Below are 14,706 nucleotides of genomic sequence, written 5' to 3'. Positions count from 1 at the left end.
TTTCAATGCAAATCCATAGCGTAGACAATACCTTCGCCACTGAGAGGGTTGATGCTCGCGGCGGCGTCCCCGATGAGTGCGGCGCGGGGATGTGCCATCGGAGCCAGTTTTCCGGCATGCGGGAGATAATGTGAGAGTAGCTTGTTCGGCTCTTCGACGATGAACCCTCGGGCCCGTAGGTGCTCCACGTAGGCGCTGAGAAGATTGCGCGGGTTCAACGATTTATCCCGCATAGTGGATACCGGTAGACCCACACCGAGATTGACGACGTCGTCGGAGACGGGAAACACCCATCCGTAGCCAGGGAGCACCTTGTCACTGAAGTCAAGTCGGAGCAGCATAACCTCCTGCGGGGCGCGGCGCGGATCCGAGAACTTGGCATATGAGCGTATGGCGATCGAGGAGAATCGGTCATCCTGGCGGCCGACTCCAAGATCGCGTCGTACCCGAGAATAGGCGCCATCGGCACCGATCATCAGGGCTGCCTCGACGGAGTTTGATCTCGAGCCGGTCTTGAGTGTGATAACCTGGCTGTTGCCGGTCAGCTCCGATGAATGGTATGATGTTCCTTCCCGTATTTCGACTCCGACCTCGCGTGCCGCAGCAACAAGACGCGCGTCGAGGATCTCACGTGGAAGTACATACCCGGAAAGATCATGGCCGGCGACTGTCGGGCCGACCGCCGTCGCCTCGGTTCCGTCAGGTCCGCTGACTCGCACGCTCAGTGGTGAAATGGCGTCATGGACAACACTAAGCAGGCCCAGGCGGCGCAGGGCCGCAACTGCCCCTGCACCGAGGCCGTCACCACATGCCTTATCGCGCGGGAAAACAGCCTTGTCGGTCAGAAGTACGCGAAGGCGGGGGTTCTGTCGCTTCAATGCGAAGGCGGCCACGCTCCCAGCCGGGCCCGCACCCACGATCACCACGTCGTAGCTTCCTCTGATCACGCCAGAAATCTACGTGCTCTATGAATGGCAGGGGTTGGCATCACCTATACGACGCATCTGGAAGGATCTTCGAGTGGAAGATACGCTGTTCGGAACCGTCGGTGACCAGTGGCTCCATGCCCTAGGTTCAGAGATGCACGCGGAGTCTGGACGAGGGCCAAATATGATCATTGTTCTGGTCGTGGCCATGATCAGTTGATCTTCCGGGTCGCGCGGGCTTGGATTCAGCCCCCTCTGGGGTGTTGGCGACCGTCGAAGCCGCTGCTTCGTCCCGCTCAGCGCTTCCTCGATGAACGCTGAGCAAGGGGCGTAGGCATCCACCGTCCGTAAAGGTTGGCAGCCTGGTGCCGGCGTCATCCCAGTGATTCAGACGAAGCGCCGAGGCGCCACGTGGCGTCCGGAGGCGTCAGGCTGCCGGCAGTCAGGGTTCCGGCAGGTTGTGGTTCCCGGCGACGGGCCTGCGACTTCCGCCGTTGCCCGCCGCCGGTGCGCCGTACAGCGCGGCGAGCGCGCCCGCGGCGCGCGTCATCGCCTCGCGTAGCTCCGGGGGGTGGAGCACCTCCAGGTCCGGGCCGAGTACGAGCAGTTCGCGCTCGGCGTGCCGGACGGACTCGATCGGTACCACCGCGCGTACCCAGCCGTCCTCCTCCGGTGCGCTCGCCGTTTCCCGGACGGCGCGGGCGACCGCCGGGGGGAGTCCGGAAGGGGGCCATCGTCACGCCGGTCGGGGAAAGCCGCACGGTCGCCCGCGCCCGGTAGACCTCGGATTCGTAGCGGGCCGTCCAGCCAGCCCAGTAGGCGCCGAGGTCGAAGCCATGCGGCCGTTCGAACGTCTTGGTGGTCGTCTCGAGGCTGAGGATCTTCGCGACCCGGTACACCCGGGGCAGGGTGGCCGGCCCGCCCGCCGGTTCCGCGCCTCCGCTGCCGTCCGCACTCTCGGTGGCGCCTGCGGCTCGGGTGCCGTCAGGGTCGCGGCTGCTGCCAGCGTCCTCGGCCAGGCCTACGCCCTGGGTGCCGTGTGCGACGTTGGCGACCAGGTACCAGGTGCCGCTTTTGAGGACCACGCCGAGCGGTTCGAGGTGCCGGATGATCTCACGGGGGGCCCGCCAACGCCGGTAGGTGACCCGGACGCGGCGCTGCTCCCACACCGCCGCTGCCACCTCGGTCAGCAGCGGCATGTCCTCGGTGGCCCGGAACCAGCCGGGCGCGTCGAGATGGAAGCGCTCCCGCACCCGGCCGGCCCGTTCGCGCAGCTGCTCGGGCAGAGCCGCCATCAGCTTCAGTTCCGCCGCCGCGAGCATCGTGCCGAGCCCCAGCTCGCCGGCGAGGAACAGGGAGTCGGCCTCGCCGGAGGTCAACCCGGTCAGCCGGGTGCGGTAGCCGTCGAGCAGCCGGTACCCGCCGGTGGCACCGCGGTCCGCCAGCACGGGGACCCCGGCCTCGACGAGGGACTCCAGATCCCGGTAGACCGTCCGCACGGAGACCTCGAGTTCGTCGGCGATCTCATGCGCCGTGAGCCGCCCACGGGTCTGCAACAGCAGCAGGACGGAGAGGAGCCGGCCGGCACGCATGCCCGATTCTCCCCGGGCCATACCTGCCAGGAGAAGTCAGGTATGGCTTCGAGGATGGGATCCGACGCATCGACACCGGAACGCGAAGGAGATCGCCATGGCGGGAACGGACCCGGCTCGGGAGATGGGTGTGGAGAGGGCCGGGGGCGCGGCCGCTACCGGTGCGGCGACTGGGTCCGCAAGTGCTGGCTCCGCGAGTGACGTGGCGGCGACCTGGGCCGGGCTGATGCTCGACTGCCCGGACGCGAAGGAGCTCGCGACCTTCTACGGCACGTTGACCGGGTGGGGCGTCGCCGGCACCGACGACGAGGGGTCCTGGGCGTACCTCACCCCACCGGGGACCGAGATCATGATCGGCTTCCAGCGGGTGGCGGGCTACCAGCCGCCGCGCTGGCCGGACCAGGACGCCCCGCAGCAGTTCCACCTGGATTTCCGGGTCGCCGGCCTGGACGCCGCCATCGCCCTGGCGGAAGGCCTCGGCGCGAGGCAGGCCGAGTTCCAGCCGGGTGGGGACCGGTGGCGGGTGCTTCTCGACCCGGTCGGTCACCCGTTCTGCCTCTGCCCGCCAGCCGCCGCCGGCTGACCGCCGAGCCGCCCGTGCTGGTCAGGGCAGGTCGTTGGTCAGGGCAGGTTGTAGACGCGGCGGGCGTTGTCCGCGCAGATGAGCCGGACGACCCGCTCGGCGTCCGCCGCGGTCCAGGCGTCGTCGGCGACTCCCGCCGCGAGGAACGCCGACAACCCACGCCGGAACAGGACGGCCCCGAGCAGGTACAGCTCGCCGAGCGCGAAGGCGTCGGTGGAGAAGAGGAACTTGCCGAACGGGGCGAGTTCGAGTGCCTGCGTGAGCAGGCCGGCCGAGCCGCGGCCGCAGTTGTGGATGGCGAGCCCGAGGTCGAGGTAGACATTCGGGAACACCTGGGCTAGGTAGCCGGCCTCCCGGTGGAACGGGTAGCAGTGCAGCAGCAGCACACTGACCTCGGTCGGTGCTATCGCCCGCAGCAGGCCGGTGAGCAGCAGTGGGTTGCCCCGGCGCAGGTCGATGTCGCAGTCCCAGTACCCGACGTGGATCTGGATGGGTAGCCGCGCGTCGACCCCGCACCAGATGAGGAAGGCGTGCAGGGTGGGGTCGGTCAGCCGGATCGGGGCGCCGGCGCGGATCTCGTGGATCCAGCCGCGGGCGGCGGCGGCGGCGACCTCGCGGTCGGTCGGTCGCTGTGCGGGCAGCTCCAGGCCGCCGCGGTAGGCCACGACCGACTTCACCGCGACCATGGTGGGGCGGGCGGACTCGAGCCGGGCCCGCACGGTGTCGGCGAGGTGGGTCATGCCGATCTGCCCGGTGATGACGTCGACCGCGACCTGCTCGGCGACCCGCTCCAACCGCACCACATCCACGCCGCGTCCGCCGGCGAGCTCGGCCAGCTCCGCGGCGCTGGTCAGCGGCTCCGGTTGAAATCCGGCGTCGACGCAGAACGTGGTGATCCCGCAGGCACGCAGCAGCCGCCGGTGCACCTCGGCGTGGCCAAGCTCCGCCCGGCGTTCGAGGTAGTCTTCCGGCGCGGCATGCGCCGGTAGGTCGAGCACCGGCGCGCACCAGCGCCGCAGGGCGAAGCCGATCTGGCTGTCGAACAGCGTCGTCCCCGGTGGTCCGGGGTGTTCCGCCTCGGTGATCATGCTTTCGAATTCCGGGAGAGTCAGATCGCGGCCGACCAGACCATGGCAGTGGTGGTCGACGAGCTCGTGATCGACGAACGGTTCCACCGGGCGGCCCACCCATCGATGATCCCCCCTGGAAGGTGGGGTCATGCCTGACCGTACTGGACACATTCGGTCATCCTCAGGTCCACAGCGGCCCTGTGGATAACTTGTGGATTACTCCTGGCTCCCTGGGGACAGTCGTTCTGAAAGTCGATGATGTTACCGTGTTTTCATCTCTTCTTGCGTCGGCGCCAGCTGTGGACAACGCTCGGAGCGCTTGTTATGAACAGATGGCTGATCCTTCGATCCGGCCGAATTTTGTCGCTCTCCGTAATATCGTGGGAGAGTGAGGGGCCGCCGTGCCGTGCGCTCCGCCCGGCGTCTGGCAGGCGTACGCGCGACCATGGGGACAGGGGAGACCCGTGGGGAAGGTGAGGATGAACGAGCCTGCGTTGGACGAGTTCGCCCCTCGGATTATCGCCGGAGAGGATCGTAGGCGTGATCGGCTCGCCGCGGCGGCCCGGCACGCGGCAACGAACCTGGAGGTGCGCGGCGTCGTCTGTGTTGCGGTGACCTACGTCGACAACAGTGGCATCACTCGGATGAAGGGGGTGCCGATCGGCCGGCTCGACGCGGGGCGGTGTGGGGCGTCGGCGTGTCGCCGGTGTTCGACGTGTTCGGCGCCGATGACTCGATCACGGCGGGACGGTACGCCGGAGGTCCCGTCGGGGATCTGCGGCTGCATCCCGACCTGGACCGGCTGACACCCCTTGCGGCCCAGCCCGGCTGGGCCTGGGCCCCCGCCGACCGCCGTGACCAGGACGGCCGACCGCACCCGCAGGACGGCCGGGAACTCGTCCGCCTCCAGACGGCACTGCTCGCCGAGCACGGCCTGACGGCGATGATGGCGTTCGAGGTCGAATGGGCCGTCTCCCCGGCCGGTTCCGACGAGTTCGCCCCGGCCGCTCCCGGGCCGGCGTACGGGATGATCAGGGTGGCCGAACTCGGTGACTACCTGCGGGACGTGGTCACCGCGCTCACCGAGGAGGGGCTGGTCGTCGAGCAGATCCATCCCGAGTACGCGGCCGGTCAGTTCGAGGTGTCCGTCGCCGCGCAGGACCCCCTCGGCGCCGCCGACACGTGCGTGCTGGTCAAGGAGACGGTGCGCGGCGTCAGCAGGCGCCATGGCCTGCGCGTCTCGTTCGCCCCCAAGGTGCTCGTCGACAGCGTGGGCAACGGCGGCCACGTGCATCTGAGCCTGTGGAGCGACGATCCCGACCGGCCGCCGGCCCCGGCCTGGCCTGCGGTCTCGGGCGGGGGCCCGGGCGGGGCGAACTCCGGTGGCCCATACCCGGAGGGCCCATACCGGGGGGCCCGGGCCGGGCCGGCGGGGGATCCGCCCGCCCGGGCCGGATCAACCTCATGGCGGGTGGCAACGGGCCGCTCGGACTGACCGCTGCCGGGGAGGCGTTCGCCGCCGGGATCCTCGGCGGCTGCCGGCGCTGATGGCTCTCGGCGCCCCGAGCGTTGCCTCCTACCTGCGACTGGTGCCATCGACGTGGGCGGGTGTCCACGCCTGCTGGGGTCGAGAGAACCGGGAGGCCGCGCTGCGGATGATCCCCGGGCCGCCGGCCGCGGCCGGCCAGGCGGCGAACCTGGAGGTGAAGTCCTTCGACCTTGCCGCGAATCCCTACCTTCTGGTGGCCGGTCTGCTGGCCGCCGGGCAGGCGGGGCTCGCGGCGGCGGCCGCGTTGCCGGAGCCGGTGGGCGTCGACCCGGCCTCGCTCGACCCCGCCGAACGGGCCCGCCGCGGCATCCGGCGCCTGCCCACCAGCCTGGGCGAGGCGGTCGCCGCCTTCGAGGCCGACGAGGTGTTGCACCGCGCCCTGGGACGGGAGCTGCACGACGCGGTCGCCGCCGTCCGGCGCGCGGAGATCGACCGGTTCGCCGAGGCTGACCCGGCCGCCGTCGTCGCGGCGACCCGCTGGCGGTACTGACCCGCCGGCGGTACTGACCGGGTGTCAGCCCACCCGGCGCAGTCCGGCCGTGGCGGCGGCCCGCTCCAGGTCCTCGACGCCGAAGGCGTCGACCGGGCCAAGCGCGCCGGCGCGGGCGACGGTGCCCGCGGCGAGATGTCCCGCCATCCACGCCATGATCCGAGCGGTGAAGGCATAGGGGTCGCGACCTTCCAGCCGCACGGTGGCGAGTTCCCGGCCGGCGGCGTCCCGGGCGAGCGCGAACACCTGCGCCCCGGCGCGGGCCCGCGCCGCCCGGTCCGGTCCACGGCCGGTCGTCCGCAGGGCGGACCGGGCGGCGGCGGCCAGCAGCGCCCGGCTCGGCGGGAAACGACGCAGCCCGGACAGGGGGAACGACAGCGCCTGCCCCACACGGATGCCGCGGTCGACGCCGCCGATATACGTCGCGACGTCGGTCAGCGCCGGCGCGAGCCGGGGCAGGGTGAACGGCTCCCCTCCCGACCACAGCACCGCCGGGTGTCCCCGCCGGCCGCCCGACCCGCCGGTGACCTTGCCGGACGACCGGAAGGACCATACCTCGCGGGCGAGCGGGCGCTCGACGAGGACGCCGCCGCGTAGCACGATGACGGGCTCGGTCAGCGCGGCCAGCAGGGTCGCCCGCGTTCCGCTGCTTATCCCGAGAGCGCCCGTGACGAGGTAGCCGATGTCGAGGCGGCGGGCCTCGCCGCCGGCCGCCTGCAGGGCCAGTGCTCCGGCGAGGTTGCCGGGGACGAAGTCGAAGCCGGCGCCGGGGATCAACGCCGCCCCGGACGCCGCCGCCCGCGGGCCGACCTCGGTGAAGACGTGCCGCAGGAATGCGCCCTCCCCGGAACAATCCAGGTAGTGCGCGCCGACCGCGGCCGCCGCCGCCACGACCGGCCGCCCGAACCGGCGGAACGGGCCCACCGTGGAGACGAGCACGTCCCCGGTGCCGAGCCCGAGCAGGCGGGCCAGCGACGTGCCGCTGGGCGCGCCCCGAGCCTCCGTCCGGTCGGCCGCGCCGGCCGCGTCAGCCGCGGTGGTCGCGCCGGCCGGGGTAGTCGCGTCGACCACGGCGGTCCCCAGGCCGTCGTAGGCGGCGGCGAGGGCACGGACCCTGGTCTCCGTGCGGCCGGCGAGGACAGGTCGGTGCCCGGCAGCCACGAGTTCTGCGGTCACCAGCCGGCCGGTGTAACCGGTCGCGCCGAACACTACGATACGGGCCGTCATGGGTCCCGAGGTTATGCCCATCTGTCGAAGGTGGCCCTTGAGACGTTACTTTGGCACGTAGCGGCCTGCACACCCCACAATGATGCGCACCCGTCCGAGGAGGCGCGTGTGCGTAAGGTACTGGTTGCAAATCGTAGTGAGATCGCCGTCCGTGTTTTCCGAGCTGCTCAGGAACTGGGCCTGCGCACGGTGGCGGTCTACACGCCCGAAGACGTTTCCGCGCTGCACCGGACAAAGGCGTCCGAGGCCTACGAGATCGGTGGCCCCGGGCACCCGGTGCGCGGATACCTGGACATCGACGCCCTGCTTACCGTGGCCAAGCAGGCGGAGGCCGACGCGCTGCACCCCGGCTACGGCTTCCTGTCGGAGTCGGCGGTGCTCGCCGACGCGTGCGCCACCGCCGGCATCACCTTCGTCGGACCGCCCCCGGCGGTCCTGCGGCTGACCGGGGACAAGGTCGCCGCCCGGGACGCCGCGCTGGCCGCCGGGCTGCCGGTGCTGCGCGCCTCGGTGCCGCTGCCGGACGGCGCCGGGGCGCTCGCCGCCGCCGAGGAGGTCGGCTTCCCGCTGTTCGTCAAGGCCTCCGCCGGTGGCGGGGGGCGCGGCCTGCGGCGGGTGGAACGCCTCGCCGACCTCGCCGACGCGGTGGCGAGCGCGTCCCGGGAGGCCGCCGCCGCCTTCGGGGACGGCACGATCTTCCTGGAGCAAGCGGTGGACCGGCCGCGCCACATCGAGGTCCAGATCCTGGCCGACGCCTACGGCAACATCATCCATCTGTACGAGCGGGACTGCTCGGTGCAGCGCCGGCACCAGAAGGTCGTGGAGATCGCCCCGGCGCCGCGGCTCGATGAGGCGGTCCGGGCGAGCATCTGCGCCGACGCGGTGCGGTTCGCCCGGCATGTCGGCTATGTCAATGCGGGCACGGTCGAGTTCCTTCTCGGCGCCGACGACCGGTACACGTTCATGGAGATGAATCCCCGGATCCAGGTCGAGCACACGGTCACCGAGGAGGTCACCGGGGTTGATCTGGTTGCGGCGCAGCTGCGGATCGCCGACGGGGAGAGCCTGGCCGGCCTCAACCTCGCCCAGGAGCAGATCGTCCTGCGCGGTACCGCCATCCAGTGCCGGGTCACCACCGAGGATCCCTCGGACGGCTTCCGGCCCGACACCGGGACGATCAGCTTCTACCAGTCACCCGGCGGTCCGGGGGTGCGCCTCGACGGCGCCACGTACCCGGGGGCCGAAGTCAGCCCGTACTTCGACTCGTTGCTGGTGAAGCTGACGACCCGGGGTAACACGCTGGAGAAGGCGGCGCGGCGCGCCCGGCGGGCGCTGAACGAGTTCCGGGTCCGCGGGGTGCGTACGAATATCGACTTCCTGGTGCGGCTCCTCGCCGACCCCGGCTTCCTCGCCGGCGGGGTGAGCACGTCGTTCATCGACGAACGGCCGGAGCTGCTCGCTCCCGGCAAGGGGACGGACCCGACCAGCCGGCTGCTGGCTCGCCTCGCCGAGAGCACGGTGAACGGATTCCTGCGCCCGGCGGTCGCCCTGGCCGACCCCCGGGAGCTGCTGCCGCCCGCGCCCGCGCAGGTGGCGGCGCCCCGCGGCACGGCGCCCGGCGGCACGCAGCTGCCGGGGGGATCCCGGCAGTTGCTGACGGAACTCGGGCCGGCGGGCTGGGCGGCGTGGCTGCGCGCCCAGGGGGCGCTGGCCGTCACCGACACCACCCTGCGTGACGCCCACCAGTCGCTGCTGGCCACGAGGCTGCGCAGCTTCGACATCCTGGCGGCCGCCCCGTCGTACGCCGCGCTGACGCCGAACCTGCTGAGCCTGGAGGCCTGGGGCGGGGCGACCTACGACGTCGCGCTGCGCTTTCTCGCGGAGGATCCGTGGGAGCGGCTCGCTGCGCTGCGCCAGGCCGCACCGAACATCTGCCTGCAGATGCTGCTGCGGGGGCGCAACGCGGTCGGGTACACCCCCTACCCGGACGACGTCGTCCGGGCGTTCGTCGCCGAGGCCGCGGCGACCGGCGTCGACATCTTCCGGATCTTCGACGCGCTGAACGACATCGAGCAGATGCGCCCGGCGATCGAGGCGGTGCTCGGTACCGGGGCGATCGCCGAAGGGACGCTCTGCTATACCGGTGACCTCTCCGATCCGGCGGAGCGGATCTACACCCTCGACTACTACCTGCGCCTCGCCGAACAGCTCGTCGAGGCGGGTGTGCATGTGCTCGCCGTGAAGGACATGGCGGGACTGCTGCGCCCGGCGGCGGCGGCCACGCTGGTGACGGCCCTGCGGGAGCGTTTCGACCGGCCCGTCCACCTGCACACCCACGACACCGCGGGCGGCCAGCTCGCCACCCTGCTCGCGGCGTCCGCGGCCGGAGTGGACGCGGTGGACGCCGCCGCCGCGCCGATGTCCGGCGGCACCAGCCAGGTCAACATGTCCGCGTTGGTGGCGGCGACCGACCACACTCCCCGGGCGACCGGCATCGCGCTGCCCGCGCTCTCCGCGATGGAGCCGTACTGGGAGGCCGTGCGCGACCTCTACGCCCCGTTCGAGGCGGGGCTGCGAGCCCCGACCGGGGCCGTGTACCGGCACGAGATTCCCGGCGGCCAGCTGACGAACCTGCGTCAGCAGGCGATCGCGCTGGGGCTGGGGGACCGGTGGGCCGAGGTCACCGAGTGCTACGCGATCGCCAACGAGCTGCTTGGCAAGCCGATCAAGGTGACGCCGACCAGCAAGGTCGTCGGTGACCTGGCGCTGTTCATCGCCGGCGGATCCGTCGACGTGGACCGGTTGCGTGCGCATCCCGAGGAGTTCGACCTGCCGGCCAGCGTGCTCGGCTACCTCGCAGGTGAACTCGGCACGCCGCCGGCCGGCTTCGCCGAACCGTTCCGGGAACGGGCGCTGGCCGGGCGCCGCCCGGCGCCGCCGTCCGTCGACCTCGACGCGGCGGACGCCGCCGAGCTCTCTTTCCCGGGGACCCGGCGGCGGGCGGCCCTGTCCAGGCTGCTCTTCCCCGGCCCGTGGAAGGACTACCTGCGGGCGGTGGACGCCTACGGGGACTCCTCCGTGGTCCCGACCGACGGCTTTTTGTACGGGCTGCGGCCCGGCGTTCCGCTCACCGTCACCTTGGAGCCCGGGGTGGAGATCATCGTGGAGCTGGAGACGCTCTCCAAACCGGACGACTCCGCGATGCGCACCCTGTACCTGCGGGTCAACGGCCAGCCCCGGCCGGTGCGGGTCCGGGACGCGTCCATCACGGCCACCACCACGGTGGCCCGTCGGGCGGACCCCGCCGATCCGAACCAGGTGGGCGCCGGGCTGCCCGGCATCGTCACGTTCAGCGTCGCGGTGGGCGACACGGTGACGAAGGGCCAGCGGCTGGCGGTGGTGGAGGCGATGAAGATGGAGGCCGCGGTGACCAGCCCGGTGGGCGGGACCGTCGTGGAGCTCGTCCGCTCCAGCGGCGACTCCGTCGAGGTCGGTGACCTGCTGCTTATTCTGCGTTCCTGATTACGCTGTGTCCCTGATCCCGCCGGTCGGGTTCTGCCTCCGCGGGGGTGTCGTGGCCGGGAGCGTCCCGGCCACGTCCCCCGCCTCCCGGCCCGGGCGGAAGACCCAGGCGCGCAGTAGAAGGAACCGGATGACCGTGGAGGCCAGGTTCGCCAGCACCAGCACGGAGAGTTCAATGCCGCGGCCGGGGTTCGTGCTCGCCGCGTGCAGGAGCGCGAGCGAACCGCTGGTCAGGCCGAGGCCGACGGCGAACACCACCAGGCCCTGCAGATGGTGGCGACCGGCGCGCTCCGGACCGGTGAGACCGAAGGTCAGCCGCCGGTTCGCCGCGGTGTTCGCAACCGCCGTGAGAAGCAGCGACAGCAGGTTCGCGACCTGCGCCCCGGTGACTGTCCGCAGCAGGACGAAGAGCACCAGATAGGATAGCGTGCTGGCGATCCCGATCGCGGCGAATCGCAGGAGCTGACCGGTGAGTCCCTTCGGTACCCCCGGGACCTCGACGGCCTTGCCCTCCTCGGCGTGGCCGGCGGTGAGCGGGCCTCGGCCGAACTCCTGGTGCAGCCTGGCGAGCGGTAGCTTTCCGCTGCCGAACGCCCGCAAGAGGCGGACCACACCCTTCAGGTCAGCGATGGCCGTGGCGAGCACGTCGACGCGGCTGTCCGGATCATCGATCCAGTCGACCGGGATCTCGTGGATGCGCATTCCGGCCCGTTCGGCCAGGACGAGCAGCTCGGTGTCGAAGAACCAGCCGCTGTCTTCCACCAAGGGCAGCAGGCCCGCCGCGGCGTCGGCGCGGATCGCCTTGAAGCCGCACTGCGCGTCGGAGAACCGGGCCGCCAGTGTCCTGCGGAGGATCAGGTTGTAGCAGCGGGAGATCATCTCCCGGCGCGGTCCCCGCACGACCCGGGAGGCGGGGGAGAGCCGGGTGCCGATCGCGAGATCCGAGTGGCCGCTGATGAGCGGGGCCACCAGGGGCAGCAGCGCGGCGAGGCCGGTCGACAGGTCGACGTCCATGTAGGCGAGCACCGGTGCGGGCGAGATGCCCCAAGCCGCCCGCAGTGCCTGGCCGCGGCCCTTGGCTTCGAAGTGGATCGCGGCGACCTCGGGGAGCTCCTTCTCCAACTCTTGGGCGATGACCAAGGTGCCGTCGGTGCTGGCGTTGTCGGCGATCGTGATCTGAAAGGGGTACGGGAACGTCCCGGTCAGGTGGGCGTACAGCCGTCGGACGCAGGGAGCGAGGTCGTTCTCCTCGTTGTATACGGGGATGACGACGTCCAGCATCGGGCGCGGACGGCCGCCGTCCGGCCCGAGCCATCTAGGCTGATGATGTTGAACGGGAATGCTCTCTCCGGTGCTCCCGGTCGTCTCGAAGGTCCCGGTCATCCCGGTCATCCCGGAGATCACGGTCGTCGAGGAAGGCATCCGCGTCATCGTCATGCTCTCCACCCTCGGTTCGGGAGCTGTGCCGCTCGTGTGCCGATGCTGTGCGCCTGCTGTGAGCGTCGGCCGGGCTGAGGATCGCCTCGGCGATTGCGGTTGTGGTGCGGAGCGGCGTCAGGTAGTGACGCCGGTGCCCGTCGTGGAGCCGGCGGTGGCGCCGGTCTTCGGTGCGGTCAGGTCGTAGAGGGTCACGCCGTCGACCGTCTTCGAGGTGAAGTTCTCCGTCACCCAGCTGGAGATCTCCCGTGAGGACGAGCTACCGCCGTTGGCCTGACCGAAACCGCCGCCGCCGATGAAGTAGTAGATCTTTCCTTCGGCGACGTACTGCTTGAACTGTGCCAGGGTGGGCGAGGGGTCGCTCCCGTTGAACCCGCCGACCGGCATGACCGGGTCCTGGGTCGCGAGCTGGTATCCGGCTGCGCTATTCGAGCCGACCGCGGCGGCGACCCAGGTGTAGGAGTCCGCGTTCTGCCTGAGCAGCTTCACGATCGCGTCGCTGGGAGTGACGGCGCTGAGTAGACCGCCCGGGCCACCGCCCCGGGTCTCCTGCCCGCCGAGGATCCCGTTCCCCAGCACGCTGGTTCCGGTTCCGGCACCACCACCCGCCTGGCCGGGCATCCCGCCTTGGCCGCCGGGCATCTGCTGCCCACCGCCGGGGAAGGCCCCACCGGGGAAGATTCCACCACCCTGTGGGCCAGCCTGCGGGCCGCCCTGGCCCATGCGGCCGCCACCCGGCCCGCCGAAGCCGGCGCCGGCGGAACCCGCAGCCGGGATCGAGCCGGTGTGCGGGGTCGCCGCGGTGGCGATGGCGTACGAGCCGGGTCCGAGGAGCCCGGCGACCAGCGCCACGGCGGCGACGCCGAGCGCGGCCCGCCGCGGCAGTCGGATGGCTGCGAGGAACCCGAGCGCCGCGATGATCCCGGCGACGAGCACGGCGTACCGGATCCACGGATGCCACTGGGGGGTGCGGTTCAACAGGGTGTAGCACCAGGCGGTGGTGGCGGCCATCGTGGCGGCCGAGACCACGGCGGCGGCGGGATGCCGGCGCTGACGCCAGAGCAGCGCGCAGCCCATCCCCACCAGGGCGCCGACCGCCGGGGCGAGCGCCACCGTGTAGTAGGCGTGGAAGATGCCCTTCATCTGGCTGAAGACGATGCCGGTGACGAGCAGCCAGCCGCCCCAGAGGAGGAAGGCGGCGCGGGCGCGGTCCGTCCGCGGGGTGCGCCGGGTGATCCACAGTCCGGCGACGAGCAGGATCAGTGCGGTCGGGAGCAGCCAGGAGATCTGACCGCCGACCTCCGAGCCGAACATGCGGGTCCAACCGGCCTGGCCCCACATGCCGCCCCCGCGGCCGCCCGGACCCCCGGGACCGAAGACGACCGTGCCGCCGCCGGGAACGGCGCCTGCCGCGCCGTTCCCGATGAATTCCGGCAGGCCGCCCATCCGGCCACCGCCGACGCTGCCGGTCTCGTTGCCGGTAAGTCGGCCGAGCCCGTTGTAGCCGAGGGTGAGCTCCAGCAGGCTGTTGTGCTGTGAACCCCCGATGTTAGGGGCGGGAGGACGCCGGGACGAGCTCCACGATCGCGATGAAGAGGCCGGCGGGGATCAGCAGTCCGAGCCCCGCGGCCAGGGTTTGCCGGACGCGCCGCCAGAACGAGGTCGGCGCGGTCACCAGGTACACCAGTGCGAAGACAGGGACGACGAGCAGTGCCTGCAGCAGCTTCGTCAGGAAGGCGAAGCTGACCAGGACCCCGGCGAACACCAGCCAGCGGGTGCTCGCCTGCTCGATCGCCCGCAACGTCGCGTAGGCCGCGGCGACCAGGAGCAGCACGAGCAGGGCGTCCGGGTTGTTGAACCGGAACATCAGGGCCGCGACCGGGGTCAGGGCCAGCACTGCGCCGGCGAGCAGGCCCGCACCGGCGGAGAATTGCCGCCGCACGGTCTGGTAGAGCAGGCCGACGGTGACGACACCCATCAGCGCCTGGGGCACGAGGATGCTCCAGGCACTCAGGCCGAAGATCCGGACGGACAGCGCCATGACCCACAGGGAGACCGGCGGCTTGTCGACCGTGATTGAGTTGGCAGCGTCCGAGGAGCCGTAGAAGAACGCCTTCCAGCTCACCGAGCCGGCCTGGACCGCGGCCGAGTAGAACGCGTTCGCCCATCCCGACGCGCCGAGGCCCCACAGGTAGAGCACACCTGTGCCCACCAGCAGGGTGACCAGTGCTGGTCGGGCCCAGCGGGCGTCCTCGGCGGCTACGTCTTCGGCGGCTACGAGGCCACCGGAGCCGTCGACCGGGGGCCGGG

The 14,706-nt window shown here is 71.3% G+C and carries 8 protein-coding genes and 2 pseudogenes; 4 read left to right on the top strand and 6 right to left on the bottom strand.

What is annotated here, in order from left to right; all coding sequences use genetic code 11:
* Positions 1-2 precede the first annotated feature (2 nt).
* Positions 3-926, bottom strand: coding sequence for an NAD(P)/FAD-dependent oxidoreductase (locus AC08OJ_RS13105; RefSeq protein ID WP_476595858.1), 924 nt, complete (start codon positions 924-926; stop codon positions 3-5).
* A 442-nt stretch (positions 927-1,368) separates the two neighbouring features.
* Positions 1,369-2,518: pseudogene (locus AC08OJ_RS13100) on the bottom strand (helix-turn-helix transcriptional regulator).
* Between the two features lie 97 nt (positions 2,519-2,615).
* On the opposite strand from AC08OJ_RS13100, the gene AC08OJ_RS13095 reads away from it, so the two are divergent.
* Positions 2,616-3,101: a VOC family protein gene (locus AC08OJ_RS13095; protein ID WP_462189021.1), complete on the top strand. Its 486-nt coding sequence runs from the start codon at positions 2,616-2,618 to the stop codon at positions 3,099-3,101.
* Between the two features lie 38 nt (positions 3,102-3,139).
* On the opposite strand, the gene AC08OJ_RS13090 is transcribed toward AC08OJ_RS13095, so the two are convergent.
* Positions 3,140-4,288, bottom strand: coding sequence for an amidohydrolase family protein (locus AC08OJ_RS13090; protein ID WP_476595857.1), 1,149 nt, complete (start codon positions 4,286-4,288; stop codon positions 3,140-3,142).
* Between the two features lie 565 nt (positions 4,289-4,853).
* Between AC08OJ_RS13090 and AC08OJ_RS13085 the strand changes: the two genes are divergently transcribed.
* Positions 4,854-5,666 carry a type I glutamate--ammonia ligase gene (locus tag AC08OJ_RS13085; RefSeq protein WP_476595856.1) on the top strand — a complete coding sequence of 271 codons (813 nt, stop codon included), beginning with the start codon at positions 4,854-4,856 and terminating at the stop codon, positions 5,664-5,666.
* Positions 5,667-5,718: 52 nt separating this feature from the next.
* The gene (locus tag AC08OJ_RS13080) at positions 5,719-6,210 is read left to right on the top strand and encodes a hypothetical protein (protein WP_476595855.1); all 492 of its coding nucleotides are present in this window, start codon (positions 5,719-5,721) and stop codon (positions 6,208-6,210) included.
* A 24-nt stretch (positions 6,211-6,234) separates the two neighbouring features.
* On the opposite strand, the gene AC08OJ_RS13075 is transcribed toward AC08OJ_RS13080, so the two are convergent.
* Positions 6,235-7,437 (bottom strand): saccharopine dehydrogenase NADP-binding domain-containing protein, encoded by a 1,203-nt coding sequence (locus AC08OJ_RS13075; RefSeq protein WP_476595854.1) that lies wholly within the window; start codon positions 7,435-7,437, stop codon positions 6,235-6,237.
* 108 nt (positions 7,438-7,545) lie between these two features.
* Here AC08OJ_RS13075 and AC08OJ_RS13070 point away from each other — a divergent pair, with 108 nt between their 5' ends.
* On the top strand, positions 7,546-10,959 hold the full coding sequence (locus tag AC08OJ_RS13070) for a pyruvate carboxylase (protein ID WP_476595853.1): 3,414 nt from the start codon (positions 7,546-7,548) through the stop codon (positions 10,957-10,959).
* On the opposite strand, the gene AC08OJ_RS13065 is transcribed toward AC08OJ_RS13070, so the two are convergent.
* Entirely contained in the window at positions 10,960-12,240 is a 1,281-nt protein-coding gene (locus tag AC08OJ_RS13065; RefSeq protein WP_476595859.1) for a bifunctional glycosyltransferase family 2/GtrA family protein, read from the bottom strand.
* 273 nt (positions 12,241-12,513) lie between these two features.
* Positions 12,514-14,706, bottom strand: a pseudogene (locus tag AC08OJ_RS13060) (glycosyltransferase family 39 protein); the annotation flags it as partial.

The sequence above is a fragment of the Frankia sp. CgKIO3 genome (genome assembly GCF_977946435.1).
Note: the sequence above shows the minus strand (reverse complement) of the source record. Positions and strands in the feature narration are given on the sequence as shown.